Genomic DNA, 25,292 nt, shown 5'->3' on the forward strand with positions numbered 1-25,292 from the left:
CTCACTTCCGCTTTCATTATACCGTATTTTGCTAGGAAAAGGAGCGGAAAATCGTTTACCTTTCATAAAAAACGGATTACAATGAATGTAGAATAAAAATGGCGGTTGAGGAGTGAACGTGATGACAGCGAGCGTATTTGTGGCAGGAAAATTACTACCAGAAACGATGGAAGCTCTTAGCAAATGGGACGTTAAAGCTTTTTCGGGTGAGGAAAATATTACAGAAGCAGAGTTAATAAAAAATGTAACGGAAGTGGATGCGATTATTTGCCCGCTTTCTTCCCCAATTTCGGCAAAAGTATTGGAATCGGCAAAAAATCTTACAATCGTGGCGAATATTGGTGCCGGTTTTGACAATATCGATGTAAAAAAAGCGCAAGAATTAGGCATTGCAGTGACCAATACGCCAGATGTGTCAACGGAAGCAACGGCGGAACTAACGCTTGGATTAATTTTAGACGTAGCGCGGAGAATTTCAGAAGGCGACCGATTGTGCCGCGAAACCCCCGAGCAATTCAAAGGCTGGGCACCAACATTCTTTTTAGGTACTGAATTAAGTGGCAAAACGCTCGGAATTATTGGATTAGGAAGAATCGGTCAAGCTGTCGCAAAACGTGCGGCTGCTTTTGGAATGAACATTATTTATTCTGGACACCATCCGAAAGAAGTGGCGAAAGAATGGAATGCAGAGTTTGTGAGCCAGGAAGACTTATTGAAGCGCAGTGATGTTGTGACAATTCATGCGGCATACAGTCCTGCTTTGAAACATCTGCTGAACGAAACAACACTGAAAACGATGAAATCGAGTGCCTTTTTGATCAATGCTGCTCGCGGTCCTGTTGTGGAGGAAGCTGCACTGATTAAGGCATTAGAAGCAGGCGTTATCGCCGGCGCTGCGCTGGATGTGTTTGAGTTCGAGCCTAAGATTGGCGAGGATTTGGCTAAACTGGATAATGTCGTTTTAACACCCCATATCGGAAACGCAACCGTGGAAACACGCGCAGCAATGGGCAAAATCGCTATTGCAAATGTCGAAGCTGTCTTAGCAGGAAAAGCACCACTACATTCTGTTTATTAATACCGAAAAATATAGCCGCAGCGAGTGGCTGTGGCTGTGTTTTATCGCTGAATTATGGTATAATATTTTTTGTCGGAACACGACAACGGGTTGTTAGCTCAGTTGGTAGAGCAGCTGACTCTTAATCAGCGGGTCGGGGGTTCGAAACCCTCACAACCCATATTGGAAAACCGTTTAATCCGTTGGGATTATGCGGTTTTTATTTGCTGGTTTATTTGTGCATAGATGATAAAAAAGCTCTCGTGGGTAGTGCGTGGGTAGAGCAGCTTAAAATGGTTTCTTGAATGATTCCGCTGCTTTCTTATGTGTCTCTTGTAGTACATGTGCATAGGTGTCGGCAGTGGTTATCATTGATTTATGTCTTAGTCTTTCTTGAACAACTTTGATGTGCTCTCCTTGTGATATGAGTAAAGTAGCAGATGTATGTCGCAAATCATGAAATCGGATGCGTGGAAGATGATGCCTTTCCATGAACCTCCTCCAGCGCTGATACACGCTATCAGGACGTTTTGGTTTTCCAGTTTCATCAGCGAATAAGAAATGATGACCTGTCCATGCGCCTGTGCCAGGCTCAACGTCTTGTAAGTATTGTATTATTAAATCCGTCAGCCATTGTGGTATATCTACTTTCCCAAAAACGCTATTTTTTGTATCACTTACAACTCTTACACCTTCACCAACAACATCTATTATTGTCTGCTCAAAAAGTATTTTATTGGAAAGCTCGTCTATATGTTTTCTTTCAAGGGCTACGAGTTCAGCCTCGCGACAGCCTGTTACTACAGCAATATATATCATTACTTGAAACTGGAGTGGCTCAGTCTTGAGTGCTTCATACATCTGTTCAAGAGATTCTCCCTGATAGATAGTGTGGGCGCGTTTTTTTCTGCTCGGTAGGTCTACACCTTTTGCGGGATTGATGGATATTACTCTCCATTTTCTCGCGACTTCAAGAACTGAACTCAGTGCATAATAGATATTACGTATCGAGTGCGCGCTAAGTGGTTTATCTTTTACGCCTCGCTTATTATCACTATCTTCTAATCGTTTCCCACTTTTTTGTAAATCATCTATTAGATTCACTATTTGCAGAGTTGTAATTTTCGATAAGGCTACTCCACCAAGAACCGGGTAAATTCTGCGTTTTATTTGTTCGTAGTAGTCATGTCCCGTATCATAAGATAAATTTGCAGGAACATGTTTCACTAGCCACTCCGTCTCTACGAATTCTCGAAAGGTGAGATTAGAGGGTGCTGTATAGCCTGTTTTTTCCAATTCGTCGATGAATGCTGCAAGCTCTTTTTCTCGCTGTGCTGCATTTTTGGTAGTAGTAAATCGCGGAACGCGGATGGGTGTTCCCTTCTCATTATATCCGACGGTTACTCGCATTCGCCAGCCTGTTTTTAGCTTTTCAATTGTCCCAAAATATCGCTTCTTCTTTGCCATTTTTTATTTCACCTCCTTTCAAAATAAGAACTTATGTTCGGTTTTTGGGTTGCAAAAGCCCTGTTTTCAGAGCTTTTCTAGTCTACTGATTCAGAAAGGCCTTTTCATACCTCTCTGCCTCGCTAGGTGTCAGGGCTGAGTCAATTCTGAGTAGAACCTTGCCACTGCTGTAACGATATTCGTTATCAACATTTGACTTAACTGGTAAGTCTTGTAGATACTCTAGCCTGTTTTGAAGGTCCTTCTCCGTTTTAAACTCTTCAATCGTTCCACCAGTTCGGTCACTGATAAGCTGTTGTATTTGGTCACCCTTGTCTGATTCCTCTAAGCCTAAGTCTTCGATATTTTTTGTAGCGATTCTGTCAATTGCAGATTTATCATTAAAATCGATTTTGGCTATATAGGAGTTAGGCCGTCCGAGTAGTTCGTTTGGGTCTGTCTCCTCAGTAAAAACCACATTCTTGTACATAGGTATATCCGCGTTAACAAAGCTATCAAGCGTTGATGCTGCTGTCACTTTGTTCTTTTTGTTACCAGCTGTGTCTTTAGCATCTTCTTTTACTGAATCTGTGCCACAGCCAGTTAGTACTAGTGCTATACACAGTACTGCTAGGGTTAGCATCCTTTTCATTCCGTTCTCTCCCTCGTATCTATATAATTTTGTTTTCTCTGAGCAGATACGCCTCACTGTTGCTATGACACAAGACGTTATCTTTAATCTTCTTTAAGCGTCGTCCTGCGAGCTCCAGAGGAACGTTGAAAGTCTCAGATATCTCTATTATACAGTCCTCAGAGGAAAAGTCTATCGTATTCAGCATATGAAAGGGAATGCGCAAGTACATGCTCATTTGTTCAGCCTGTTGCTCTTGCATTAGTTTTTGCTGTCTAGTCATTTGTAGCTGATTTCCGGCGTGTTCCAGCCAATGCGCGAACTCGTGAAAAAACGCATTTTTGTAATCCTCTCCGCGTAATCCGCGTGACAGCACAATCCCAAAAGCGCCGAATGCTGCGGAAGGGAAGTCCATTTCCATCACTAAAACATTGTACGCAATTTGTATTTTCTCTGTATCTAGTTGCGTTGGTTTAGTGATTCCGTGCTTCTTCATACTCTCAGACATGCGAAGCTCGGTCATGGTCGGTTTGTAGTGTTTCATATAATACATTAACGGCTCATCTCATTTCTCGGCTACTTGTTTTCTAGTTCATCTATTGTACGTTGTGCCTCTCTTAGTTTCGCGATAACACTTTCCACTTTAGCAATATCCTCAGCAGTTAGTCCATCAACATCTAAAAATTGAGCATCGTCAAGTGCATCTAGTTGGTTCTTTATATTCGTTCTTCCCAGTAGATAGTCAACTGAAACATGAAAGAAGTCTGCGACCTTTTGCAGTTTTTCAATTGTGGGCTTCTGATTTTTCCATTTATATAGAGAGTTTTGTCCCATCCCTAGCTTTCTTTCTAACTCAGAAATCGGGATTTTTTGTTCTTCTGCCAATTTTTTTATTCGGTCAAACGTAGACATTGCAACCACCTTCGCGCTCACGAAAAATAATTCTATCCAAATGTGTAGAAAAATGTTGACATCTATCCAGATGGCTAGTATACTTCTCGTATAAGCTAATTTAATACGCTAATAGCACAACAAACAAAAGCCAAAATATCGAGCTCCCCAGCAGATATGGCATTATTGTAGGCGTATTTAGCTATGTCCATATTCTATCACCTTATATAGAATGTGTCAACATTAGCGGATTAAATTAGCGGATTGTATAGAAAACGAGAAAGGAGATGACATGATGCCTGTGCACAAACTGAAAGAGCTAGTCAAGATTGCGCTTATCCGTCGAGGTATAAGCCAAGCAGAGCTTGCTAAAACAATTGGTATCTCACCTACGTACTTATCCGATATCTTAAATGAAAATCGCAGCGGTAAAAAAGTAGAAGACATCAAAAATCAAATTACGAAATTACTTGAAATTGACAAGGAGGTTATTTAGATGAAAGAGACCATGTCAGCTCAAGAGGTTGCAGATTATCTTGGTGTATCTCGTCCTACAATCTATAAGTGGGCGAATTATGCAGAACTACCTAGCAAGCAAATAAACGGACGTGTTAGACTATTCAACCGTTCTCAAGTGGACGAATGGGTGAGAGAGAAGGAGGAGGAGGCTAATAATGGCTAGACACTTAGTGATGATGAAAAAATTAACATCTGGAATGGAAGTGGTTTTTTATAGAACGGCAGACTTCACGCTTCGATATGAGCTAGCGCATGGGGACCTTTTAAGAAGCTGGGGACCCTTTGACTCATTACGAGATGCGGTAGAGCACTTCAAGATTGAGTATGCGAAGCGAGTAGCTGCTAGTAAAAGAGTTCCAGAGGAGCAAGAGCTCATCGACCAGTTTAACGCGTGGGATGGAGACTTGCAGGACATGGAGGGGTTTACACATGACAGGTGAGGAGCTTATAAAGCTGGATGTACTATCTGAGAAACTGAATAATGCGAAGCATGAATTACAAGCTTTTAGGTACGCATCTCAGACAAAAAACAGAAAGGTTTTAACGAAAGAGCTTGCTGTGCTTTTCGCCACTAAATATGGCACTTGGTTAATCACTAACACAGAGCTCGCAATCCAGCAAAGTTCGCGCATTTTAGAGCTAGAGCTGTTAATTGAAGAGTTGAAGGCAGAGCTGGAAGTCTGGAAAGGAGAGTAAGTAGGGTGGCGCAAACAATCGCAAATGAGTACGAAGAATACATCACAGAAAAAATAAGGCTAAGTGATAACGGTATAAAGCTAACTGCATATAGTTTTAAAAACAGTTATCAAGCAAGGGTGATAGAAAAACTGGATTCTAATTTTGTATCTCTCGTACTAGTAAAGTGTGATGACGGAAAAAAATCTATAAAAGATATTTTGCTTGAATTAACGAATGAACAACTGATTGAAAAGCTAGAAGAGATTAAAAATTATGATTGATAAAGAGAGGTGCAGACATGAAAAACGAGCTGGATAATGTGAACCCAGCGCACTACCGACAGGGCGCTATGCAAACCATCGACGTTATGAGAGCAAAGTTAACCACCGAAGAGTTTAGGGGCTACCTCAAAGGCTGCATATTGAAGTACGTCACTAGAGAGAAGCTGAAAAATGGTATTGAGGATTTAGAAAAAGCTCAGTGGTATCTAGATTACTTAATTGCTTTTGATACTAACCAGCCTTTTAAATCACATGCAGAGATTCAGGAGCTATTGACACAACAGGATGTACTAGAAGCAGGTTTGCAAGACATGCAAAATAGGCTTACCCGAGAGGCAGGTTCTGAGAATGAGTGAGAGCGATGCAATCCAAGCTTTAGTTACTATCTCCTTTGCACTCATTTTACTTGCGATATTTTGTTACTGGGTAGGGTACAGCGATGCAGTAAAGAAGCTGAAAGGCGGTGGTCAAATTGAAAGCATGAAAAAAGCCCGTAACGAAGCGGCAACTTCGAAAACGAGCATACAGAAATTAATATCTAAGCATAGTCTAACACGATTAGGGGCTAAAAGTAAATGATTGAGGTAGGCGATACAGTTGAGGTGCAGGACAGAAGCGGATTAGAGGCAAGTACTATAGAGGGGCAGCATTGCTACGTACTTGCAGTTATTCGAGGTAGCCTGTATGGCGGTTATGAAGGGCTATTAGTAGAAGACGCAACACATGACAGGTTTGTAATTCCGGTAAAACAAGTGAAACTAATAAAAAGAAAAGTGGAGGTTTATAGATGAAATTAACTTTTGATATTGAATCAGTAGAGGACGCTTTGGAGCTACAACGAGTTTTAAAAGTGCTTATGTCAGGAACAGAGGAAGGGCCTACTAAGTTACTAGCTGAGCCAGAGGCACCTGTTAAGGTGGAGGGGCTTAGCGAAGAAGAGCAAGAAGAGCAAGAAGAGCAAGAAGAGCAAGAAGAGCAAGAGCAAGAAGAGCAAGAAGAGCAAGAAGAGCAAGAAGAGCAAGAAGAGCAAGAGCAAGAGGAAGAGGAAGAAGAAGAAGAAGAAGAAGAGGAAGAGGAAGAGGAAGAGGAAGAACAACTCAAACTTGCGGATGTGAAAAGAGCAGTTTCCCGATTTGAGGGTGGTACTAAAAATGTACAAGTGAAATTTGTCATGGTGACTGGTTTTAAAGTTGCTGCTCTGAATAAATTAAAACCTGCTGATTATAAGGGCTTTATCGAGATGCTAGATGAGCGCGAAAAAGAGTTCGGACTTAGCCAAGTATCCAAAAAAGAAGAAGTTTCCGAAAATAAGCCTAGTAAAAAAACCAAGCCTAAGAAGGATGAGTCAGGCGAAGAAGAGGTCACGCTTGACTCGTTACGTGTGCTAGTTCGCCCATTCGTCCAAGCTAAAAAGAATAAGCCAGTTAAGAGACTTCTGCGGAATATGTTTGGTGTCGAAGCATTAGCCGCGTTAGAAGAGGAAGACTATCCTGCTTTTGCTGCTGAGGTCAAAGAATTAAAAGAGGAGCTGGGTTTGTAAAATGCCTGAAATTCACGCGAAACTATCTGCGTCAGGGTCAAGTCGCTGGCTGAATTGCACACCGTCTATTGCGCTTGAGGCAAAGTTTCCAGAACAGAAAAATGGCGGTGTTTTCGCCCAAGAAGGTACATTAGCACATAGTTTTGCTGAGTTGCTGCTGCAAAAGTTTAATGATGAGGTGACTAAAGCGGGATATGCTAGAAAGCTAAACCGTTTAAAGAAAAATAGTTTATATGATGCTTCGATGATTGACCACGTAGAAGTGTACACAACTATCGTGATTGAGAAATTCCAAGAGGCTCATGCAGCAGATAAAAATGCAGTTCTTTCTATTGAGCAACAACTGGACTATTCCGACTATGCGAGGGGTGGTTTCGGCACAGGTGATGCCGTCATCGTAGGCAATGGTGTTGTTGAGATTATAGATTTGAAGTATGGCAAGGGCGTTCCTGTTTCAGCAGAAGAGAATAGCCAGCTCATGTTGTATGGTCTTGGTGCTTATAACGCGTTTGAGCTGGACTATGACTTGCATACCGTGCGTATGACTATCGTGCAGCCAAGGCTTGATGATGTGACCGAATTCGAGATGGAGGTATCCGATTTACTCGATTGGGCAGAGAACGTCGTAAAGCCAGCGGCCTTACTTGCAGATGCGGGAAAAGGAGAACTTAACCCAGGGCCTTGGTGCAAATTCTGCCGAGCCCGTAGTATCTGCAAAGCTCGAGCTGAGGCAAATCTCGCATTAACGAGCTATGACTTCAAAGACCCACGCCTGTTGCAACCCGATGAAATCGCAAAGGTTCTTGGCCAAGTTGCTGAACTGAAAAGTTGGGTCGAGGATGTGAAAAGCTTTGCGCTAAAGGAGGCAGAGTCAAGGGGCATCGAATTTCCGGGATGGAAGCTTGTTGAGGGGCGTAGTAATAGAAGATATGCAGATGCAGAAATGGTGCAGGCTATGATGGAGCTAGAGGGGTACTCAGAAGAAGAACTGCTCAGTAAAAAGCTCATTAGCCTTACAGACATGGAGAAGCTGATTGGCAAAAAACAAGTTAGTGCGATACTTGGTGATTTAATTGAAAAGCCAGCTGGTAAACCGGCGCTTGTAGTTGAAACCGATAGAAGACAAGCACTTAAGTTGAAATCAGATGCGGCAGATGACTTCGCAGATGATTTAGAGGATTAACAATGGGTGATATTGCAGACTGGCAAGTAGAAAAAATGTTGAACAATGATAGACCAATATATTTTAGAGGAGTCGATAGAAAAATGGTAAAAGTGAAAACAGGGAAAGTTAGATTTAGTTATGTGCACGTGTTTGAGCCGTGGGCAGGTGAAGAAGGGCAAGAGAAGCGTTTCAGTGTTTGCTTGATTATTGACAAGACCGATAAAAAGACCCTGAAAGCTATTAAGAACGCAATTGCTGAAATTAAGGAAAGTAAAGAGGCCATCAACATATGGGGCGGTAAGAATGGTAAAGCTCCAAAGAGTTTAAAAACACCGCTTCGAGATGGAGACGAAGAGCGCGAGGACATGGAAGAATTTGAGGGCACTTATTTTGTAAATGCGAATAGCAAACGTCAGCCCGGTGTCATTAATAAAAAACGAAAAGAGCTAACGTCTGAGGAATTTTATAGTGGTTGCTACGGTCGCGCAAGCATTGATTTATTCCCTTACAACAGTAATGGCAGTAAAGGCATTGCTGTAGGTCTGAATAATCTATTATTCCTGGAAGATGGAGAGCCGCTTGGATTTGCGGTTGTGAGTGCAGAGGATGACTTTGACGATGATTTGGACGATTACGATGATGACTTTGACGATGATGATGACGAGGACGAAGATGACCTATGAGCCAAAAAGTTCTGAGGATTGACATTGAGACTTACTCAGGGCGTGATATAAAGAACTGTGGTGCATACGCATATACGGAGAGTGAAGATTTTGAAATCCTCCTCTTCGCTTATGCATACGACGATGAGCCTGTGAAAGTCATAGACCTAACAATTGATGAAATCCCAGACACCGTGCTCGAGGACCTTAATAACCGTAGAGTGCTTAAAACAGCACACAACGCAAACTTTGAAAGGACATGTCTTGCAAAATACTACAATCGCAAAATGCCTCCGGAGCAGTGGCAGTGTACGATGGTCCATGGCACGCTTTTAGGACTGCCAGCTAGCCTTGATATGATGTCCAAAGCGCTCAGACTTGCACAGGAGAAAGACAACGAAGGTAAAGCGCTTATAAGATATTTCTGTATGCCTTGCAAGCCCACTAAAGCGAATGGTGGTCGGACACGAAACTACCCAGAGCACGCATCAGAAAAATGGGCCAAATTCATCGAGTATTGTAGGCAGGATGTAGTAGTAGAGCGTTCAATCGCTAAAAAAATTGCTAAGTTCCCTTTCCCAGAAGACGAGCAACGAAACTGGGAATTGGACCAGCGCATAGCTGACAAAGGAGTTAGGATTGATGTTGACCTTGTGAAGCATGCCATTGCATGTCAAGAGAGGTATCAGGCTAGCCTTAGTAAGAAAGCGAAGGGTTTAACAGGGTTAGAAAATCCGAACTCCGTGCAACAACTAAAAGACTGGCTGGCTGATATGGGCTATCCAGTGAGCAGTTTAAATAAAGATTCGGTATCAGAATTACTCGCAGATGAGGACCTTGACGAAGATGTACGCGAAATGCTTTTACTACGTCAAGAGATGTCAAAAACAAGCATCAAGAAATACGAAAAAATGCAACATGCAAGATGTCATGACGGACGTGTGCGGGGCCTGCTCCAGTTCAACGGAGCTAACCGTACTGGCCGGTGGGCTGGTCGTCTGGTCCAGGTTCAGAACCTTCCGCGAAATTACATCAAAGACATAGCAGAGGTTAGAAAGGACTTGAAAGCGGGTGATTATGAAGCTTTTGAGATGATGTATAGCAATGTGCCTGACGTGCTCTCTCAGCTTATTAGGACCGCTTTTATTGCGGAAGATGGCTACACTTTCGACATTACGGATTTTAGCGCCATCGAAGCACGTGTTATTGCGTGGCTCGCAGGTGAGCAGTGGCGATTAGATGTATTTAACAGTCACGGGAAGATATACGAGGCTTCGGCTTCTCAGATGTTCCACATTCCAATTGAAGAGGTGGACAAAAACTTACGCCAAAAGGGCAAAGTGTCAGAGCTCGCCTTGGGATACAACGGCGGAGTGAATGCGCTTATCGCTATGGGGGCACTTGAGATGGGCTTGAAAGAGAATGAGCTACAAGGCATCGTGGATGCATGGAGAAAAGCAAGTCCTGCGATTACTAGCTTATGGCGCGGCGTTGAGAAGCACGCAAAACTAGCTATCTCTACTCGTAAGAGCCAGAAATACAAAGGGCTTACTTTCTATTATGAGGCTGGCATCCTATTCATTAAATTACCAAGTGGTAGAAACCTAGCGTATTTCAGAGCTAAACTTGTGCCTGGGAAATATGGACCTCAAATTTGCTACGAAGGTGTCACAGACAAAGGCTGGCGGAAACAGTACACATACGGCGGGAAATTAGTCGAGAACATTGTCCAAGCAATTGCGCGGGATTGTCTTGCTATATCACTACGTCGGATTGAAGACACAGGAATTGACACAGTTATGCATGTTCACGATGAAGCTATCACGGAAGTGCAAGAGTCGGAGAGTTCTGTAGATAAGCTTAATGCAATACTTGCAGAGCCGATCTCGTGGGCTCCCGGTTTACCACTTCAAGGTGATGGGTTCTCATCTGATTTCTATATGAAGGATTAGGAGGTTTTGACCTTGGTAGGTGAAAGACAGAAATTAATAAATACGATTTATCAGCAGCTTGCACCAGTAAAAGTGCATAGCAGCGGATACGCAAACACTATCAGCGAAAAGATATTAAATGCTTCTATTGCAGAGCTTAATGCCATCCTTGCTGACGTTATTGCTTATCAACTTGACTATGATTTAAAGATGCAAAAGCATGCGCCTCGTCGTTCTGGAGGCCAAGACTACAGATAGGGGGTGAGCGAGAGAGTGAATGTAATTAAGAAAGGCGACAGGGTTCAGACTATCTCTAGCACTCTCACACAGAGTGCAGATGGCTTGGTCAGTGTGTTGCTTGCAAAAAACACAGTTTTGAGAGTAGACAAGATACTTAGTCATAAGCTATTGATTGCTACGTGTCTGAGTAACGAGAGGCGTTACTTAGTAAAAACCTCGGAGATTCAAGTGATTAGGTACGAGTGGGAGGAACAAAGAAGCCATGTCTAATGGAGGTTTTAAAAAAAAAAAATGGAGTGTTATATACAGATTACAAATGAAGAAGCTGCAAGAATGATTTTAGAAGGTAGCTTTGATGAGTTGTGGATTATGGATACTAAAGACATTGTTAAATGTTCAACGTGCTTAATACGACTTGAGGAATTGCCAGAACTTGTGTTTTTCACGAAGGGGAAAATTGAGATATGAGGGGGATTGAGTATAGAGTTTGGGATAAAGAGGTAGAAGAAATGGATAACAATCCGTCAGTTATAGAAATGTGGCAAACTAAACCAATTAACGAACAATTCCGTTTAGAAGCAGAAGAAAAACTGGTTTGGATGCAATACATTGGCTTGAAAGATAAGAATGGTAAGAAGATTTTTGAAGGAGACATAGTTATTAACTCTAAGGGCCAGATAGGATACATTGCTTATCTTATCCAAGAAGCGGGCTTTGTCGTTGTATTAGAGACGTCAGATTACAGGCTCGGTCATAGAAACACTAATGAAAGTTACGCCGTCGCTTCGCGGCATGAGGTCATAGGAAATATGCAGGATAATCCAGAGCTGTTTCCGGGGTGGTGGAAATGATGGTCTTCACTGAAATAGGGACCTACTCTGTCGAATTATTCGCGCATATGAATAGCGTTAAAAAAGTCTTTAACAGATACATTATTGAAGATACGGACTTGGACCATTTAAAAATCTCTCTTTTGAAACGTCTGGGCAATGTGCATCATTTTGAGAAAGAGAAGGCTCTCACTAAGGAAATTATCTACACTGCAAAATCTATAGAGGAGATGGTGGAATTAGTGAATATAGAAACGCCATTCGGTTTAACTATAAGGAGGCTTAGTTAAATGACAAAAATTCTAAAAGAAGCACTAATTAACAAGAGAGTCTACGGCGTGTACCGCGGACTTAGGAGAGATACAGAACGGATAATTTGCAGAACTGTCACTAGTGTTGGTAACAAATATATCTATGCTCAATCGTACAAAATTAAAATTAAGTGTTCTGTAAAACATTTTCCGGACTCTGATACGCTGCTTGGAACTGGCGAAGAGTATGACTGGTATAGAAGCGAAGAAGGTGCAAGGAATCGAAGGAAAGCAGATAAACTTGCGATTAAATTAAGAACTACTGACTATCGCAAATATAGTTATTTTCAGCTTATTGAAGTTGCAAGACTCTTGAATTTAGACATTAGCGAGGTGGAGGAGAGAGCATGAGATTTAGAGAAGGCGACAAAGTGGAGTTTATTCAACAAGGAGAGTTAACACAAGGTGTTGTAACTGAGATAGAAGACACCGGTCATAGTATATTCTATCAAATTGACTATGCCAGAAATACGGAAATAATTTGGATTACTGAAGATAAGCTACTTCCTCCTGCTCCCGTTCTTAAGGTGCCGCAGAGAGGTGACAGAATGAGACATAAAATAGTTCAGGTAGGTTTTCTTGCCGATAAGGGAGAAGAGCTTATTAAGCTTCTTGATGACGGATGGAAAATCCTGACAGCTACTTATGTGGGAGATAATATTGAGCAGATAGGCGGGCTTGTACAATACGTACTTCGGAAAGAGGTGGCAGAATGAAACAAGTAAGCGTACAACACAGAATAGAAATGAAAAAATTAGCAGATTTAATTATAAAAAACCCTGATTTACCCGTCATTACGATGACAGATAATGATGACACTATTAGTGGCATTACTGGTGGCGTCTCTTATATTGCTGGATGTTTACCGGAAGTAAGCATTGATTATATATACAGCCGAACCTCGAAAGATTTACTCTTAGGCAATGGAGAATACCGCCCATACGTCAAAAGCTTTGATGAACATGTGGGGTTAGAAATTCTTAGAGAAAGGGTCTCTTATCGTGATAACACCCTTGATGCGGAATATTTGAAAAAAGAAGCTACTAAAATTTGGAACAACCTAGCATGGAGAAAAGTCATTTTAGTGTACTCAGGGCAATTAGAAAACGCAGATGATGTCTATAAAGAGCGCGGGGTAGTACGATGAGTAGCATTGGCAAAATCGTGAACGTAGAATGCTATTTCTGTGCAGATGATTTAGATAAAAGATGTGTCGAAATTGATGGAACTAATGGAGCAGAGGCTAAGATTGATGAAGACAATGACCTTAGTTTTACCTACTATGACAACTATAGTAGAGATGACTACCACATGTTCGTATCCATTAGTTTCTGTCCAATGTGTGGAAGGAGGTTCTAGGTATATGGAGTTAAGACTTAGTGAAGAGCAGTACAACAATCTGGATGGAGCGGATATTGAAATCAGATACAGCCCTATTATGAAGGCTCATTTACTCTCACTCACTGCTGAGAAATCACGCGAAGTTACTAGCGTGTGGATTGATGAGGAGTTACGCAACAAAATAATTAAAGCTTTTAGCATCTGAGCCCTATTTTGATTTAAGAAAGGAGGTTAGTAATTGAATGCGAAAGATATTGCTATCTCCGCAGATGGCAAACTGACTCTAGCAGTCGGAAAAAGCCGGAAAGAAAAGGCCTGGAAGAACAAAGAAACTTCATGGCAAAAAGTACTGGAGAAAATAAGTCAGACGACAAGAACGAAAGAAACTATCGACGAATACTTGCAGATGTCGAAAGCAGAGCAATCTGTGATAAAAGATGTTGGTGGGTTCGTAGGTGGTACATTGCTAAAAGGTCGTCGAAAAGCCGAAAACGTAAAATGGCGTCAATTGATAACGCTAGATGCCGATTTTGCAGCTCCGGGGCTCTGGGAAGAGATAGAGCTGTTTTACAACTTTGCTTGTGCTGTTTACTCAACGCATAAGCATACTGATGCAAAGCCGCGATTGCGGGTAGTTATCCCGCTGACGAGAGCAGTTACACCAGATGAATACCAAGCGGTTAGTAGAAGGATTGCAGCTGATTTGGATATCGATGTATTTGACGATACGACTTATCAGCCTCATCGTTTAATGTACTGGCCAAGCACCGCGAAAGATGGCACATTTGAGTTCCACTACCAGGATGGCGCTTGGCTTGACCCGGATAAGGTGCTGGACCGGTACGATGATTGGACAGACCCGTCATTTTGGCCAGAGTCATCTAGACGTGAAAATGCACGCAAAAAACTGGCTGATAGGCAAGGTAATCCGTTAGAGAAACCTGGTATCGTTGGAGCATTTTGTAAAACTTACATGATTCAAGATGCTATTGAGGCGTTTTTGCCAGATAGATATGAGCCTACCGGGGATGGGCGTTACACATACGCCGATGGAAGCACGGCAGGTGGATTGGTGCTATATGAAAATGGGCTATTTGCTTATAGCCATCATGGCACCGACCCTATTTCCGAAAAACTGGTAAATGCTTTTGATTTAGTGCGTATCCACAAATTTGGCGCACAGGATGATGACGCGCAAGAAGGAACTCCGGTTAATCGCTTGCCTTCATTTATGGCCATGGCCGATTTTGCAAGAAATGATGACAGTGTCAAAGAGCATCTAGTTGAGTCCTCGCTTACAAGTGCATTAGAAGATTTTGCAGACATGCTGGACGAAGTGGATGAGGAAAGCGAAGAAGTAGATAAGAGCTGGATGAAGAAACTAACCCTCAATCGAAATGGCAAAGTGGAGTCCACAGCTCCGAATATCTTACGAATTTTAGAGAATGACCCAAACCTGCGAGGGAAGTTTGGCTACAACGAATTTAACTACCGAATGTCCATTCTTGGTAATGTGCCTTGGAGAAAAACCACGAAGAAGGTAGATGAAAAGAACGACTTGGACGATAGCGCCTTGCGTAATTACCTAGAGTCCGTTTATCAGATTAGTGGTAAGGATAAAATCAAAGATGCGCTCAGGGAGGTTATGCATCGTCAACGTTTTCACCCAGTTCGGAAGTATTTGAGTGGACTGGAGTGGGATGGAAAAGAGCGGCTGGATACACTTTTGGTTGATTACCTTGGTGCAGCGGACTCGGAATATACGAGAATTGTGACTCGCAAGACGTTTGCAGCCGCTGTGGCCAGGGTGCTTGTGCCCGGAATCAAATTTGATCAAGTCCTTACGTTAACTGGGACGCAAGGCATTGGTAAAAGCACACTGCTAGATAAACTGGGTAAGGAGTGGTATTCAGATAGTTTAGAGGACTTACACGGTAAATCAGCCTACGAGTTGCTGCAAGGCTACTGGATTATGGAACTAGGTGAGCTATCCGCATTGAATAAAACAGAAGTAGAGAAAGCTAAAGCATTTATATCAGCAAGAGAAGACCGCTTCCGCGTAGCGTATGGTGAGAATGTGCAGGGCTTTCCCAGACAATGCATTTTCATAGCAACAACAAACGATAACACCTTTCTGCGAGATGGAACAGGTAATCGGCGTTTCTGGCCTGTAGAAGTTCATGGGTTTGGTGAAAAGTCAGTATTTACGGACTTGAAAGAAGATGAGGTGGACCAAATTTGGGCGGAGGCTTTTGTCCGTTATAAAGAAGGGGAAGCGTTGTATCTGCAAGGTGAAATGGAGAATCAAGCAAGAATGCAACAAGCTAAGTTTACAGAGTCTAATGTCTTAGAGGGGCTCATCCGTGAGTATCTCGAAACTCCTGTGCCTGCCGACTGGAGTAGTTGGAATGCGCCAGCAAGAAGGGCGTTTTTAAGGGGAGAGGACTTCGAGGAGGTCGAGCGGGATGACTTAGTGCTGCGAGACAAGATTTGCGCCATGGAAATTTGGTGCGAGTTAATGGATGGCGACGCAAAACAGTTAACGAAGCAGAAAGCGCGTGAGATAAATGATGCACTTCGTAACATAGAAAACTGGAAAGATAATCAAGGAGTTTTACGCTTCGGTAAATTGTACGGAAGGCAGCGAGCCTACACTAGGATTACTTTAGCGAAGTAAAGAAGTTTGTGAAAAACGAGTGTCAACAAAGGTGTCAACGAACTTATCAAGTGTCAACAATGTGGGTCTTTTTACCCGTCAACAAGATTTTGCTTTGTTGACACCTCTTGTTGACGGGTAAAAGCTTACTGCCCGTAGTGGTTAAGGCTTAGTGTCAACAAAGCAACAATATTTCTATATATAAGAGTAGTTTAGGTGTATTAGGAAGGCGCGATGGGCCTATACACGTATATAAGATAAAACCACCTATTTTTTGTTGACACTTTTGATTTTAAATGTGAAATTGATACATTGGAGGTGGCCGATTGCTAGAGTCAAAAGTAGAAAAATATTTGAGAGAGCAAGTTAACAAACGCGGCGGCTTGTGCTGGAAATTCACAAGTCCAGGAACACGCGGAGTGCCAGACAGAATCGTGATGCTTGATAGACGTATCGTGTTTGTGGAAACAAAGGCACCAAAAAAGGAATTGCGAAAATTGCAAGAGAAACGGAAGGCACAAATAGAAGCGCAAGGGCTACTGCATTATGCAGTGGATACAAAGGAACAAGTAGACAATCTAATGAGCCATTTTGGTGCTGACTAATGAATGAGACAATACAATTCGTAGCACATGACTATCAGGAGTACGCAATTAATAAAATAACAGCATCCCCTAAATGTGGGCTATTTTTAGACATGGGGATGGGAAAAACAGTGACAACTTTAACCGCCATAGCAGGACTGATGTATAACCTGTTAGAGGTTAACAAAGTGCTAGTTATAGCACCACTTCGTGTAGCAGAAGATACATGGAGTCGTGAAACGGAAAAATGGAGTCACACAGCTTTCTTACAAGTTTCTAAAATTTTAGGGCCTGCTGAATGTCGCAAGGAGGCTTTAAATCAAAGAGCGGATATTTATGTTATCAATCGTGAGAACCTTGCTTGGTTAGTAGACCATCTAGGGAAAAACTGGGATTTTGATATGGTCGTAGTTGATGAGTTTTCAAGTTTCAAAAACAGCAAATCACAGAGATTTAAAGCATTGAGAAAAGTACTGCCGAAAATCAAACGACTCGTAGGCTTGACTGGTACTCCAGCGCCAAATACGTTGCTAGATTTATGGCCTCAAATATATCTGCTAGACCGCGGAGAACGTTTAGGTAAAACTAAGCGAGCATATCTAGATAAGTACTTCACACCTGGCGCAAGAAACGGGCATGTTATATTTGAGTGGCGGCTAAAGAATGGAGCAGAGGACCGTATACACCAACACATTAGCGATATATGTGTAAGTATGAAAGCCGAAGATTGGCTGGAAATGCCAGAGAGAATTGATAACACAATATCTATTAAACTGCCTAGTAAAGCGAGAGCGCAGTATTCAGAGCTGGAGAAGGAGTTCCTGCTAGAGTTCGAGCATTCTGACGTGGTTGCAGACTCGGCAGCGGTACTCTCTAATAAACTCCTGCAGTTAGCCAACGGTGCCATCTATGATGAAAACCAGGAGTATCAAGAAATACACAATAAGAAACTAGAAGCTTTAGCAGACATTATAGAGGAGAGTGTAGGGCAACCGGTTCTGGTTTTCTACAGCTATAAACATGACGAGAAGCGAATACTAAATCACTTAAAGCAATATAAACCAGAGAAAATAAAAGACTCAAGAAGCATCAGAAAATGGAATGCAGGTAAGACCAGGGTGCTACTAGCACACCCAGCGAGTGCAGGGCACGGACTGAATCTCCAGGATGGTGGACATATCGTTGTATGGTTTGGGCTCACGTGGAGCTTAGAGCTATATCAACAAGCTAACGCGAGGCTATTCAGACAGGGGCAGAAAAAATCTGTGATAGTACATCACATAGTTGCAAAGGATACCTTAGACGAGAAGGTTATCGAGGCATTGAGCAGTAAGAAAGTTGGGCAAGACGCATTACTTGAGGCGGTTAAAGCAAGACTGGAGAAGGTTAAAAGAGATGAAAGGTGGAGATAGCGTGAACAACGAAATGACTTTAAATGAATATCAGCGAAAGTCGATGCGAACAAATATAGCGCACGGTGAAGGAGACACAATGGGTCTGCTAAATTATGCATTGGGGGCAGCAGGCGAGGCAGGAGAGGTAGCTGATATAATCAAAAAGCACGCCTTTCATGGACACGAACTGAATAGACAGGATTTAATATCCGAGCTTGGCGATGTAATGTGGTACGTTTCTCAGTTAGCTGTAATACTGGGGATTAGTCTAGAAGAGATAGCAAAGAACAATGTGACGAAGTTAGAAGCTAGATATCCGAATGGGTTTAGTGAGAAAGACAGCATCAATAGAAAGGAAGATGCTTAATGAGTAAACAGGCGTTTGGGTTGAGTAAGAAACAACTTGAGATAGTAACAGCAATGGCTACGAAGACAGCTACAGAAGAGTACAGCAGGCTGCAAAAGGAACAGCAGAAGAAAGACCACAGCTGGCGACTACGAAATGTCAAACTACTGCTAAAGAACTATCGCAACCTAAAGTTATATTGTGATGAAGTAGTGAAGGATTTGACGATACTGGAGCCATTCTTAAATCTCATGGGTGGGAAAGCGTTAGACATTAAGTCACTATCGGATACAGAAATCAAGACAGAACTGATGATGAAATACGTTGACAACGTTCTGTTAACATACGAGATAGCTTGTAACAACGGAACCATTGAGGACAGCCGTCGATTTAAAATAGTTAGAGATATGTATCTTAATACTAAGAAGTTAACAGCTGAGAAAGTAAGCGAGAAGTATAACATAGACAGAAGAACAGTATACAAAGAGATTAACAAAGCCTCTGAGGTACTGGGTGTACTAATGTTTGGCCTCGATGGAGTCTCTGATATATTTAAACGATAGCCTTAACTGGGCACTTTTTGGGCACCAAATGGGCACAACTTATATGCTACTATGATATTGTAAGATAAATAAGACTAATAGAAAGAGCCTGGTGCTTCGTGCGCTGGGCTTTTTATTGTAGGCAGGTGTGCATTAGGATGAATTCAGTAGATGAAATCAATAAGTCAATACAATCATTAGAGGAAAAAGGTAAAGTATCAGATGGCTCACACACATTTGAGGAGTTATATTATCACAGGATGATATTATTTGCCGCCATTTGTAATGCTACCACTAATAGCTGGAAGTCTAAGCAGCATGAGGATGGTTCTATGTATGATGGCTACTTCATTGCAGGAGTTACAACTGCACAAGGGGAGTTCTCATATCACTATCCTATCTATTACTGGGATATCTTTGATGCTATGGAGCTAGAGTTTGCCCCTAAGTGGGACGGTCACACTTCGAAAGATGTCACGAGATTGCTATAGATGACAACAGCGGAGATAGTTCGAATGATACTGCTAGATGACATGACTCGGTTCTACAACTCCAAGGAGTGGAAGAAGGTAAGAGCAAAAGCAAGAGAGCGAGACAATCATGAATGTCAACTCTGCAAGCTGGAAGGTAGTCAGAGTAAATGCGAAGCTGTTCATCACATCAAAGAAGTGCGAGAGCATCCAGAACTAGCGTTGACACTAAGTAACCTAGTCTGCGTCTGCAAGATGCATCACAACAAAGAACATCCAGAAAAACTACAGAAACAAAAAAAGAAATTCGCCAACGAAGAGCGCTGGTAAATTTTAAAAAGTTAGACACCCCCCGGTCAAACCAAATGGCAAAATTTTTGGGAAACCGAACAACGGGGAAGGGGCATGGGTGTCCAACTTTTTAAATTCCCATGTGAGAGGATGTGAGAAAAATGGCAGAAAATAAAAGCTGGGAAATTTTAGCAAAATCACAGAGTTACAAACAAAGGCGTGGTAAAATCAGAAATTCACTTTTGAAACATTTAGAGGTGAAGGATGCAAAAAGAGAGCCTTTCTTAGATATAGTAGAGCAGTACATGTCATTGTGGGATACCGCATGCCAGCTAGAGCTCGATATATCAGAACGCGGAGTTGTTGTAGTAGGCATGCACGGCATGAAGAAAAATGACTCTGTCCCAGAACAGCAAAAAGTCAATAAGCAAATGCTTAGTATTCTCGCATATCTCGACATGAATCCAGAGGCGGCAGCAGATGTTACAGGCGGGGATATAGATGATACCGTATAAGTACCATCCAGCGATATCGGAATGGATGTATATGGTAGATAGCGGGGAGGTTCCTAGCTCACAAGAAATGAAAGACCTCATGCCTTTTCTCCGAGCTAAACTAGATGCGCCTAATGCCTTTGTGGATAATAAACGAATTGATAACGCTCTTGCAAATGCAGAGCGTTTTTTCGAGCTTAAGCAATACCCCTTTCAAAAGTTCTTACTAACTTTCATCACTTATGTTTTTGTAAGAAATGAACAGGGTGAGCTTGAGCTTATGTTTAACGAATATTTCATATATGCAGGACGCGGCTTTGGTAAAAATACAATTCTGTCTGAGTCTTCGTTTGAGCTGACAACGTCAAATCATAATGTCAAAAACTATAACGTAGACATCGTAGCTACGTCAGAAGAGCAAGCGATGACCTCCTTCAAAGACATTCGAGACATGCTTGAGAACAATAAAGAATTTATGAAAAGCCGATACTCCTGGAGTAAGACTGAAATCCGCAATCGGAAAAATGGTTCAACTATTAAAGCGAGAACCTCAAATCCAAAAACTAAAGATGGCGGACGTCCAGGCGCGGTTGGCTTTGATGAAGCGCACGCTTACGACTCATACAAATCTTTCAATGTTCACACTACAGGGCTGGGTAAAGTTCCGTTCGCTCGTCGTTTTTATCTGACAACCGACGGCTATATCCGAGGTAGCGTTCTGGACGATATAAAAGAGCGGGCAAAAATGGTGCTTCGTGGTGAGTTGCCGAACTCGAAACTATTCCCATTCATGTGTAAGTTGGATGACCCAGAGGAAGTCCACGACCCGCGAAATTGGGAAAAAGCTAACCCGATGCTGCGCTATAACAGTGACCTCAGAGCTCAAGTTGAGCAAGAGTATGAGACCGCAAAAGTGACACCCTCTCTTATGGTTGAGTTCATGACAAAGAGAATGAACTGTCCTACTGAGAACCTGGCGACGGCTGTTGCAACTTGGGATAACATACTGGCGACTAATCAAAACCTGCCAGAACTAGTTGGTCAGAACTGCATAGGGGCCGTAGACTACGCACGCGTGCGCGACTTTTGCGCTGTAGGATTGCTTTTTAAAGTTGCAGATAAGCGCTACTGGATACATCACACCTTTATCCCCGCCTCGGCTTTAGTCGTTCAGAAGTTTAATTTTGATATTGAGGCTGCGGTAAAACAAGGACTCTGCACAATCGTGCAGGGTGAAACAATAGAGCCAGACATTGTGGCGGACTGGTTTGAAGTGCAAGCTCGTAAGTATCGAATACAGCGGGTCTGCATGGATGACTATAAGTATCAATACATGAAACCTGAGCTTTCGTCACGCGGATTTGAGCCATGGATTGTCCGAAACGGGAAAACGACGCACACGAAAGTGCTGCCCCTTGTTGATATGTTGTTTGCTAAACATAAACTTGTTTTCGGAAATGACATGATGATGCGCTGGTATACAAATAATACCTATTTGGATATTGATACAAAAGGCAATGTAAGCTTTGAAAAAATAGACCCTGAGAAACGTAAGAACGACGGATTTATGGCGCTGATTCATGCACTGACGCAAGATGGGGAGTTAAAAGAAGTAAGACGTATTAGACGTAAACCACGAAGCTACAGCTATTAGGAGGTGATAATTTGGGATTACTAGATGCTTTTCTGAGCCTGGGCACAGGCAGTAAAAAGAATTCATATGAAGCTCGAAAGGAGCGAATGGATTACTTAATTGAAGAGGTTACAGCAAATATATACTTCAAGCAATTAGCTGTTCAAACAAGTGTAAACTTAATCGCGAAAACATTAGCAAGGTGCGAATTTAAAACATTCAAAAATGGTAAAGTCCATAAAGGGGAAACTTACTACAGTCTCAACATAGAGCCAAACATAAATCAATCGAAAACAGCCTTTTTAAATGATTTAGTCTCACAGCTCATATATAGCGATGAGGGTGCTCTTGTTGTACAGACAGACGATATGCAGTTACTGGTTGCGGACTCATATCAGCGAAATAAATATGCAGTTAAGTCAAATGACTATCAATTTGTCGAATCTAACAATTATGTTTTCCAGCGTACTTTTTATGAGAAAGACGTACTGTTTTTAGAGCTAAACAACAAGCAAATTCGTGCGACTATTGATGGCCTTTACGACAGCTATGGGAAACTGATATCAGGTTCTATTAAAAACTATAATAGGAAGAATGCGCGAAAGCTTGTGCTTAACATCAGTGCTCTTTTCGACCAGGAGTTTGACAAGTACGAAAATGAAGGTGATGAGGAATCAGAAGCAGATAAACGAATCGACGACCTCATGAATAACCGATTTAAGAACTTTTTTGCCGAAGGAGACTCCGTAGTTACGCTAGAGGAGGGACTAAAGCTAGATGATTTCAGCAGCTCGGATACAAAGAATCAAGCCAGTAGCCGTGATATTCGTGCCGCGGTGGATGATGTTATTGATCTCGTCGCTATGGCGTTTCATATCCCGCGCGGTCTGCTAAAAGGTGATGTGGCGGACATTGAACAGATGACTAATAACTTTTTGACATTCTGCATTAATCCTATCATCGAACAGATTGAGAACGAATTAAATAGAAAACTATTTACAAAAGAGGAATATTTAGCAGGTAATTGCGTTAAAATTTCAACGGACCGCATCAAAGCCTTTGATTTGAAGGACATCGCGGGAAGTATGGAAGTTCTAGTACGTATTGGTGCCTTTAGTGTTAACGATGTGCTTGAGTTTATCGGAAAAGAACGAATTGACGAGGCTTGGGCTGATGAGCATATTATTACGAAGAACTACGCAGAGATTGATAAGTACTTGAAAGGAGGTGATGAAGAATGACAAAACGGAAATTTTCTTGTTTCAATTTTAAAAAAGATACAGAATCGAATACTGCTGAAATCGATATTTATGGCGACATCGTAGCAGACGGATATCAGTGGTACGAGTCAGACATCACATCATTTGATTTTAAAAAGGACTTGGACGCATTGGGAGATGTTAGCAAGATTTACGTCAACATCAACTCTAACGGTGGCTTCGTATACGAGGGGCAAGCTATCTACAATCAGTTAGTGCGTCACCCAGCACAAATCCATGTCCGCATCGATGGCATGGCGGCTTCTATCGCTTCGGTAATTGCGATGGCCGGGGATATCATTGAAATGCCAGCGAATGCACAGATGATGATACACGAACCGGCAGGCGGCGCTTTCGGAAATAAGTCAGACCTTGAGTCAGCCATCCGCGCGTTAGATGCAAGTAAGCAGTCTATCATCGCCGCCTACAGGACACATACAACCTTAGAGGTGAGCGAAATCGAGTCCATGATGGCAGAGGAGAAGTGGATGTCGGGGCAGGAGGCTTATGAGCTAGGCTTTGCCACATTAGTAACAAATCCGTTACAACAAGTAGCATTAGCGAAAAGCCCTGTTACGAATACATTCAGAAATGTACCAGAGAGCTTAGCAAGAGAAGAGCAAACCAAGTACGAACCAGCCAAGCAATCCCTGGACTTAGATGCACTAGTCATGGCGGTCGCAGCTAAGATACAAGATAGTAATGTACTTCGTTCGCTAGAGCCGTCAAATAAAGCGACAAATAAAGCAACAAATAAATCAACAAAGGCGAGTCCACTTTTCGATGCTTTTAAAGCATTGTCTGAGTGAACGCGCTTTTAATTTTGAGGAGGAAGTTAAAATATGAAAAACCCAGACAAAGTAAAAATGGGAAAGGAACAGCTTCAAGCCGTTCTTGACAAAGCAATGACATCAGAAGACCCTAAAGTCCAAGCAGCAGCTATCTCAGAGTGGTCAGAAGGGTTCCAGGCGCAATTAGTAGCGGAAGCAGAAAAAGCAGCACGTGCGGGACTTACAGACGACCAGGTGATGGCACAACGAGGGCTCACTGTGCTAAATACACAAGAGCGAGATTTCTATAACACCATTATCGAAAATAAAGGATTAGATAATCTGGATGTGGTAATCCCAGTTACTGTATATGACCGCATCTTTGAAAACCTGGAAGAGCAACATCCATTGCTAGCGGCAATTGATTTTGTCAATACCACCGGGATTACCCGTTGGTTATATCGTAAAGCCGATGCAGAAGGCGCTTTATGGTCTGATGTAACAGATGCCATTACAAAGGAACTCAGCAATGGCTTTCAAAAGATTGAGATTGGCCAGACAAAACTTACTGCGTTTATCCCATTGTATAACTCCACGTTAGAGCTTGGACCAGTTTGGATTGATAAGTTTATTGTGACATTGCTATCCGAATCTCTAGCTATTGGTCTTGAAAAAGCTATCGTAACAGGTACAGGTAAAGATATGCCAATCGGCATGGACCGGGACCTCGATGGGGCAGTCGTTGGAGGAGAATACCCAGTAAAAGAGGCGAAGGTCCTTAACGATTTACTGCCACAAACGCTAGGGGAAGAGATTATGGCGCCTCTTACACTAGACGGTAAAAGAGCGGTTTCGGATATCATTTTCGTGCTTAACCCATTGACATACTGGTCTAAGTTCTTCGGAGCGATTACGACAATGACATCCGCTGCGCAGTATGTGCAGACGTTACCTATCAATGCACAAAATATCCAATCGCGTTATGTTGCACAGAACAAGTTAATCGTAGGGGTCCCAACTGACTACTTTATGGGGATTGGTACAACCGGGAAAATCGAATCTTCTAAAGAATATCGCTTCCTTGAAGACCAAATCGTTTTCGCGGCTCGCCAGCTGGCCAATGGCCGTCCAAAAGATAATGTTTCCTTCCTGGTATTTGACATTGAGAACCTAAAGCCACTGTTAACCCTGATTAAAGAGTTAGATACACCCAGCTGAGCCCGTACCAGTTCGAAGTACGGGTTACGCAGAAATGACGAACAATGAGCTCAAAGCAATTCTTGATAATCTAGGAATCACTTACAATGCAAAAGCGACTAAGGCGGAATTA

General features: G+C 42.3%; 36 protein-coding genes and 1 tRNA gene. 33 read left to right on the forward strand and 4 right to left on the reverse strand.

Annotation, left to right across the window (positions count from 1 at the left end):
• The first annotated feature begins 121 nt into the window (after positions 1-121).
• A complete protein-coding gene (locus AB2Q86_RS00310; protein ID WP_012582203.1) occupies positions 122-1,078 on the forward strand; it encodes a 2-hydroxyacid dehydrogenase family protein in 957 nt (318 codons plus the stop codon).
• An 87-nt stretch (positions 1,079-1,165) separates the two neighbouring features.
• Positions 1,166-1,238, forward strand: a tRNA-Lys gene (locus AB2Q86_RS00315).
• Positions 1,239-1,345: 107 nt separating this feature from the next.
• On the opposite strand, the gene xerC is transcribed toward AB2Q86_RS00315, so the two are convergent.
• The 4 genes from xerC to AB2Q86_RS00335 form a co-directional block, all read right to left on the reverse strand.
• The gene (gene xerC, locus AB2Q86_RS00320) at positions 1,346-2,524 is read right to left on the reverse strand and encodes a tyrosine recombinase XerC (RefSeq protein WP_012582202.1); all 1,179 of its coding nucleotides are present in this window, start codon (positions 2,522-2,524) and stop codon (positions 1,346-1,348) included.
• 82 nt (positions 2,525-2,606) lie between these two features.
• Complete coding sequence (locus tag AB2Q86_RS00325) at positions 2,607-3,155, reverse strand: hypothetical protein (RefSeq protein WP_012582201.1); 549 nt, start codon at positions 3,153-3,155, stop codon at positions 2,607-2,609.
• Positions 3,156-3,174: 19 nt separating this feature from the next.
• Positions 3,175-3,687, reverse strand: coding sequence for an ImmA/IrrE family metallo-endopeptidase (locus tag AB2Q86_RS00330; protein WP_014588975.1), 513 nt, complete (start codon positions 3,685-3,687; stop codon positions 3,175-3,177).
• A 23-nt stretch (positions 3,688-3,710) separates the two neighbouring features.
• Positions 3,711-4,046 (reverse strand): helix-turn-helix domain-containing protein, encoded by a 336-nt coding sequence (locus tag AB2Q86_RS00335; RefSeq protein WP_012582200.1) that lies wholly within the window; start codon positions 4,044-4,046, stop codon positions 3,711-3,713.
• Between the two features lie 274 nt (positions 4,047-4,320).
• On the opposite strand from AB2Q86_RS00335, the gene AB2Q86_RS00340 reads away from it, so the two are divergent.
• From AB2Q86_RS00340 to AB2Q86_RS00490, 31 genes are all read left to right on the forward strand, one after another.
• Positions 4,321-4,521: a transcriptional regulator gene (locus AB2Q86_RS00340; protein WP_371260533.1), complete on the forward strand. Its 201-nt coding sequence runs from the start codon at positions 4,321-4,323 to the stop codon at positions 4,519-4,521.
• Complete coding sequence (locus AB2Q86_RS00345) at positions 4,522-4,707, forward strand: AlpA family transcriptional regulator (protein WP_012582198.1); 186 nt, start codon at positions 4,522-4,524, stop codon at positions 4,705-4,707.
• On the forward strand, positions 4,700-4,984 hold the full coding sequence (locus AB2Q86_RS00350; RefSeq protein ID WP_041931062.1) for a hypothetical protein: 285 nt from the start codon (positions 4,700-4,702) through the stop codon (positions 4,982-4,984). Before AB2Q86_RS00345 ends, AB2Q86_RS00350 begins: the two co-directional genes overlap by 8 nt.
• Positions 4,974-5,240, forward strand: coding sequence for a hypothetical protein (locus AB2Q86_RS00355; protein WP_012582197.1), 267 nt, complete (start codon positions 4,974-4,976; stop codon positions 5,238-5,240). The genes AB2Q86_RS00350 and AB2Q86_RS00355 overlap by 11 nt, the downstream gene beginning before the upstream one ends.
• A 5-nt stretch (positions 5,241-5,245) precedes the next feature.
• Entirely contained in the window at positions 5,246-5,503 is a 258-nt protein-coding gene (locus tag AB2Q86_RS00360) for a hypothetical protein (protein WP_012582196.1), read from the forward strand.
• 17 nt (positions 5,504-5,520) lie between these two features.
• Complete coding sequence (locus AB2Q86_RS00365; RefSeq protein WP_014588976.1) at positions 5,521-5,859, forward strand: DUF3310 domain-containing protein; 339 nt, start codon at positions 5,521-5,523, stop codon at positions 5,857-5,859.
• Positions 5,852-6,082 carry a hypothetical protein gene (locus tag AB2Q86_RS00370; RefSeq protein ID WP_012582194.1) on the forward strand — a complete coding sequence of 77 codons (231 nt, stop codon included), beginning with the start codon at positions 5,852-5,854 and terminating at the stop codon, positions 6,080-6,082. Before AB2Q86_RS00365 ends, AB2Q86_RS00370 begins: the two co-directional genes overlap by 8 nt.
• The gene (locus AB2Q86_RS00375; protein ID WP_012582193.1) at positions 6,079-6,294 is read left to right on the forward strand and encodes a hypothetical protein; all 216 of its coding nucleotides are present in this window, start codon (positions 6,079-6,081) and stop codon (positions 6,292-6,294) included. The genes AB2Q86_RS00370 and AB2Q86_RS00375 overlap by 4 nt, the downstream gene beginning before the upstream one ends.
• Positions 6,291-7,043 (forward strand): hypothetical protein, encoded by a 753-nt coding sequence (locus AB2Q86_RS00380; protein ID WP_012582192.1) that lies wholly within the window; start codon positions 6,291-6,293, stop codon positions 7,041-7,043. The genes AB2Q86_RS00375 and AB2Q86_RS00380 overlap by 4 nt, the downstream gene beginning before the upstream one ends.
• 1 nt (position 7,044) lies before the next feature.
• Complete coding sequence (locus AB2Q86_RS00385) at positions 7,045-8,226, forward strand: DUF2800 domain-containing protein (protein WP_012582191.1); 1,182 nt, start codon at positions 7,045-7,047, stop codon at positions 8,224-8,226.
• 83 nt (positions 8,227-8,309) lie between these two features.
• Positions 8,310-8,891, forward strand: a complete 582-nt coding sequence (locus AB2Q86_RS00390) for a DUF2815 family protein (RefSeq protein ID WP_012582190.1) — start codon at positions 8,310-8,312, stop codon at positions 8,889-8,891.
• Positions 8,892-9,184: 293 nt separating this feature from the next.
• Positions 9,185-10,822, forward strand: a complete 1,638-nt coding sequence (locus AB2Q86_RS00395) for a DNA polymerase (protein ID WP_012582189.1) — start codon at positions 9,185-9,187, stop codon at positions 10,820-10,822.
• 12 nt (positions 10,823-10,834) lie between these two features.
• Positions 10,835-11,059 carry a hypothetical protein gene (locus tag AB2Q86_RS00400; RefSeq protein ID WP_012582188.1) on the forward strand — a complete coding sequence of 75 codons (225 nt, stop codon included), beginning with the start codon at positions 10,835-10,837 and terminating at the stop codon, positions 11,057-11,059.
• Positions 11,060-11,505: 446 nt separating this feature from the next.
• Entirely contained in the window at positions 11,506-11,892 is a 387-nt protein-coding gene (locus AB2Q86_RS00405) for a YopX family protein (protein WP_012582186.1), read from the forward strand.
• The gene (locus tag AB2Q86_RS00410; protein ID WP_231846846.1) at positions 11,889-12,161 is read left to right on the forward strand and encodes a hypothetical protein; all 273 of its coding nucleotides are present in this window, start codon (positions 11,889-11,891) and stop codon (positions 12,159-12,161) included. The genes AB2Q86_RS00405 and AB2Q86_RS00410 overlap by 4 nt, the downstream gene beginning before the upstream one ends.
• Positions 12,162-12,533 (forward strand): hypothetical protein, encoded by a 372-nt coding sequence (locus tag AB2Q86_RS00415; RefSeq protein ID WP_012582184.1) that lies wholly within the window; start codon positions 12,162-12,164, stop codon positions 12,531-12,533.
• Between the two features lie 197 nt (positions 12,534-12,730).
• Complete coding sequence (locus tag AB2Q86_RS00420; RefSeq protein ID WP_041176601.1) at positions 12,731-12,898, forward strand: hypothetical protein; 168 nt, start codon at positions 12,731-12,733, stop codon at positions 12,896-12,898.
• Entirely contained in the window at positions 12,895-13,329 is a 435-nt protein-coding gene (locus AB2Q86_RS00425) for a hypothetical protein (RefSeq protein ID WP_012582182.1), read from the forward strand. Before AB2Q86_RS00420 ends, AB2Q86_RS00425 begins: the two co-directional genes overlap by 4 nt.
• Positions 13,330-13,545: 216 nt before the next feature.
• On the forward strand, positions 13,546-13,728 hold the full coding sequence (locus AB2Q86_RS00430) for a hypothetical protein (protein ID WP_012582180.1): 183 nt from the start codon (positions 13,546-13,548) through the stop codon (positions 13,726-13,728).
• A 33-nt stretch (positions 13,729-13,761) separates the two neighbouring features.
• The gene (locus AB2Q86_RS00435) at positions 13,762-16,200 is read left to right on the forward strand and encodes a virulence-associated E family protein (RefSeq protein WP_012582179.1); all 2,439 of its coding nucleotides are present in this window, start codon (positions 13,762-13,764) and stop codon (positions 16,198-16,200) included.
• Between the two features lie 305 nt (positions 16,201-16,505).
• Positions 16,506-16,784 carry a VRR-NUC domain-containing protein gene (locus AB2Q86_RS00440; RefSeq protein ID WP_012582178.1) on the forward strand — a complete coding sequence of 93 codons (279 nt, stop codon included), beginning with the start codon at positions 16,506-16,508 and terminating at the stop codon, positions 16,782-16,784.
• Positions 16,784-18,175: a DEAD/DEAH box helicase gene (locus tag AB2Q86_RS00445; protein ID WP_012582177.1), complete on the forward strand. Its 1,392-nt coding sequence runs from the start codon at positions 16,784-16,786 to the stop codon at positions 18,173-18,175. The genes AB2Q86_RS00440 and AB2Q86_RS00445 overlap by 1 nt, the downstream gene beginning before the upstream one ends.
• A gap of 13 nt (positions 18,176-18,188) precedes the next feature.
• A complete protein-coding gene (locus tag AB2Q86_RS00450; RefSeq protein ID WP_041176603.1) occupies positions 18,189-18,524 on the forward strand; it encodes a nucleoside triphosphate pyrophosphohydrolase family protein in 336 nt (111 codons plus the stop codon).
• A complete protein-coding gene (locus tag AB2Q86_RS00455) occupies positions 18,524-19,066 on the forward strand; it encodes a hypothetical protein (RefSeq protein ID WP_012582175.1) in 543 nt (180 codons plus the stop codon). The genes AB2Q86_RS00450 and AB2Q86_RS00455 overlap by 1 nt, the downstream gene beginning before the upstream one ends.
• 137 nt (positions 19,067-19,203) lie before the next feature.
• Positions 19,204-19,536: a hypothetical protein gene (locus tag AB2Q86_RS00460; protein ID WP_041176473.1), complete on the forward strand. Its 333-nt coding sequence runs from the start codon at positions 19,204-19,206 to the stop codon at positions 19,534-19,536.
• Between the two features lie 24 nt (positions 19,537-19,560).
• Positions 19,561-19,845: an HNH endonuclease gene (locus AB2Q86_RS00465; protein WP_231846847.1), complete on the forward strand. Its 285-nt coding sequence runs from the start codon at positions 19,561-19,563 to the stop codon at positions 19,843-19,845.
• A 122-nt stretch (positions 19,846-19,967) separates the two neighbouring features.
• On the forward strand, positions 19,968-20,321 hold the full coding sequence (locus AB2Q86_RS00470) for a P27 family phage terminase small subunit (RefSeq protein ID WP_003768814.1): 354 nt from the start codon (positions 19,968-19,970) through the stop codon (positions 20,319-20,321).
• Complete coding sequence (locus AB2Q86_RS00475) at positions 20,308-21,954, forward strand: terminase TerL endonuclease subunit (RefSeq protein ID WP_012582174.1); 1,647 nt, start codon at positions 20,308-20,310, stop codon at positions 21,952-21,954. Before AB2Q86_RS00470 ends, AB2Q86_RS00475 begins: the two co-directional genes overlap by 14 nt.
• A gap of 11 nt (positions 21,955-21,965) precedes the next feature.
• Complete coding sequence (locus AB2Q86_RS00480) at positions 21,966-23,174, forward strand: phage portal protein (RefSeq protein ID WP_012582173.1); 1,209 nt, start codon at positions 21,966-21,968, stop codon at positions 23,172-23,174.
• Entirely contained in the window at positions 23,171-24,001 is an 831-nt protein-coding gene (locus AB2Q86_RS00485; RefSeq protein ID WP_012582172.1) for a head maturation protease, ClpP-related, read from the forward strand. The genes AB2Q86_RS00480 and AB2Q86_RS00485 overlap by 4 nt, the downstream gene beginning before the upstream one ends.
• Before the next feature lie 33 nt (positions 24,002-24,034).
• Positions 24,035-25,180, forward strand: a complete 1,146-nt coding sequence (locus AB2Q86_RS00490) for a phage major capsid protein (RefSeq protein WP_012582171.1) — start codon at positions 24,035-24,037, stop codon at positions 25,178-25,180.
• Positions 25,181-25,292: the final 112 nt, after the last annotated feature.

The organism is Listeria monocytogenes (genome assembly GCF_041765605.1).
GTDB lineage: Bacteria > Bacillota > Bacilli > Lactobacillales > Listeriaceae > Listeria > Listeria monocytogenes_D.